Below are 946 nucleotides of genomic sequence, written 5' to 3'. Positions count from 1 at the left end.
CGCCTAACCAATAATCATTGATTTGACCTCATAATTAATATACACCCTAATCATACGTTCTGGTTATTGAAATTTCAATAATCTCATTTGTATGATTAGGGTGTACTCTAATTAAACGTTGATTTTTAAATGATGTATAAACAAACTACTTATTCACTTATATTTAGTTTATTTCTTGAGCCAATTTGAATATTTTATATATATAACTGAAATAGTTATACCAACACCTATAATACTACTCACAATAAGTGGTTTATCGTCTGTAAAAATATCAATTATTTGGCCTAAAGAAATAATAGTAAATATCAGGATAATGACATTTAAAAAGTTTATTTTTGAATCCGTCACTTCCTGTTGTTTACTTATTATGTTATTCGTATTTTCAAAGTGTATTTTTTGTATAAAATCAAATTCTCTATCATCTATAAAGTTTTTATCTAGTTCACTTCTTAGATTATGGGATGGTAAATATTTTAATGAGTAACCTTGTATTATAGTCTTTTCTAGTTTATTGAGCCATTCTTTATGCAACGGTGTATCAATATACGTAGTTTCTGCTAAAAGGTTCAATATAGTTTTCTTTATATATATGGTTTAATGCAGACATAATAAACGCATGATTAATTCCTCTAAAATAATCCTTATCTCTAATATAGTCATCTTTAGATATTTCATACTCATTTTTCCCACTTTTTAAATTAATAACCATGCGATCAATATTTCCTATAAAAGTAAAATGGTTAAAATTAAATTGATTTATTCCATTTATAAAATAAGATCCTAACTCATTATAATATGGGGCTGTCGCTATTTTTTTGTAATCGTTAATATTACTAGAAATACTATGCATACTATTATCTATCATAAAAAGCGTATAATACGAATGTTTAGTAACTTGATTAAATATTTTTTCAATGTTTTCGACAATTTCTTTCCAATAATCGCT

The 946-nt window shown here is 25.1% G+C and carries 2 protein-coding genes; both read right to left on the bottom strand.

Annotation, left to right across the window (positions count from 1 at the left end; translation table 11 throughout):
• Positions 1 to 168 precede the first annotated feature (168 nt).
• The gene (locus tag EII32_RS11325) at positions 169 to 570 is read right to left on the bottom strand and encodes a hypothetical protein (protein ID WP_124793562.1); all 402 of its coding nucleotides are present in this window, start codon (positions 568 to 570) and stop codon (positions 169 to 171) included.
• Positions 539 to 946: hypothetical protein (locus tag EII32_RS12240; RefSeq protein ID WP_158611186.1), on the bottom strand; the 408-nt coding region annotated here is incomplete at its 5' end. The genes EII32_RS11325 and EII32_RS12240, both read right to left, overlap by 32 nt.

Origin of the sequence: Prevotella sp. OH937_COT-195, assembly GCF_003932845.1 — a bacterium.
In the GTDB taxonomy this organism is placed as follows: Bacteria; Bacteroidota; Bacteroidia; order Bacteroidales; family Bacteroidaceae; genus Prevotella.
The sequence above is the reverse complement of the archived record's forward strand: the minus strand, read 5'-3'. Positions and strand labels throughout refer to the sequence as shown.